This window comes from Phocaeicola intestinalis (genome assembly GCF_014837065.1).
Classification (GTDB): domain Bacteria; phylum Bacteroidota; class Bacteroidia; order Bacteroidales; family Bacteroidaceae; genus Phocaeicola; species Phocaeicola intestinalis.
Genome location: NZ_JACSPP010000130.1, coordinates 1 through 1,242 on the forward strand (window position 1 = coordinate 1; position 1,242 = coordinate 1,242).

2 protein-coding genes are annotated in these 1,242 nt (G+C 41.7%); both read left to right on the top strand.

Going from position 1 to position 1,242, the window contains the following annotated elements; all coding sequences use genetic code 11:
* On the top strand, positions 1 to 259 hold a 259-nt coding region (locus tag H9625_RS17330; protein WP_191765566.1), incomplete at its 5' end, for a hypothetical protein.
* A 630-nt stretch (positions 260 to 889) separates the two neighbouring features.
* Complete coding sequence (locus tag H9625_RS17865; protein ID WP_087397009.1) at positions 890 to 1,153, top strand: hypothetical protein; 264 nt, start codon at positions 890 to 892, stop codon at positions 1,151 to 1,153.
* Positions 1,154 to 1,242 lie beyond the last annotated feature (89 nt).

Below are 1,242 nucleotides of genomic sequence, written 5' to 3' on the forward strand. Positions count from 1 at the left end.
CCCGACGCTCCGTGCCGCCATTCGTGCCGTGTACAAGTGTGGAGTTTTGAATCCTCTTGAAGCTGAAAAACGTATCAAGCTGCCCAACGGCTATTATGCGGACATGTATGCCTTGCCGATGGTGGTGGTACTCGCTTTTCGCATTGACACGTCAGGTGCCGCAACGGTTCGCAATGCACTGCTGGAAAGATTGTGCCGACGAAAAGAAAAACAAGTCCTGCTGGTGTCAGTGAATAACAGAATGCCGAATAAATGTTAGAATGAACTTTTTATGTTCAGTCATTTGATGATTAACGGTTTAATCTGACGTAGTGACGACAAGAAGTCATTGAATCCGTAAATCGGTACATCAGTCAATCTGTAATTATCTGCAACAACCAGTCCCCGAAGAAGTGCATATTCCACGACTTCGGGCTTTTTTATCTCCTTTTATCTGAAAGAGCCACCCGTTTATACTGCTTTTTCTTTTGGCATGACCTATTTTGCGCCGTTCTGCATAGATTTGCGTATCAAGATTTTACCGACACTTCCGTAGATTTGCAACCATGTTTAATCCGTTGCCGACAGAATGTAGGCAGCACTAAAACCTGTATCAAAAACATGAAGAAAAAAAGAAATCATTTGCGTAGGTACAATTCTCTACAAGATTGTGAATCGGGATTGTCATTATTCGCCGATTGAGAGGAATAGGACGTTACTACACGGTAAACAAAATACAGCTGGAAAAATTCTGATATTTTGATGAGATGATGAAAGTATATATAAACATAAAGAGAAACAGCAACTTACGTCTTCATCAACCTTTCAACAAGAGAATCGGGCTGATGAAAAAAGAAAGGACACACCGCACTCTACATCACTTTTTTGGGGCGAGTGGTTTGATGAAACGATGATGAACATATATCATTTTGGTTATCAGTTTATTATCCTGTCAACTCATCAATTCATCGGATTTTCATCCGCCAACAAGTCTGCGGGACAAACGGATGGAAGGAAATGCCACTATCTGCAGACAGGTCGGTCGGACATCCGACCTGCCTGCTGTCCGACCAGCCGACAAGGAAAGGTGTATCATATCAATGAAAAGAAAAGGTCTGCCTATCCGCTGGTACTCTCACAGGCTTTTGAGAACAGAAAAGCCATAGCTCATTAGGGCATTTTCTTTCTCCGTGTGGTGATAAATGTACTAACAAAAGTTAAACAACAGAAAGACAATAAATGTGCCCATTTTTGATAATTAGA

Excerpts from the sequence above, each read along its gene's own strand:
- H9625_RS17865 (WP_087397009.1), top strand. The coding sequence starts at position 890 with ATGATGAACATATATCATTTTGGTTATCAGTTTATTATCCTGTCAACT.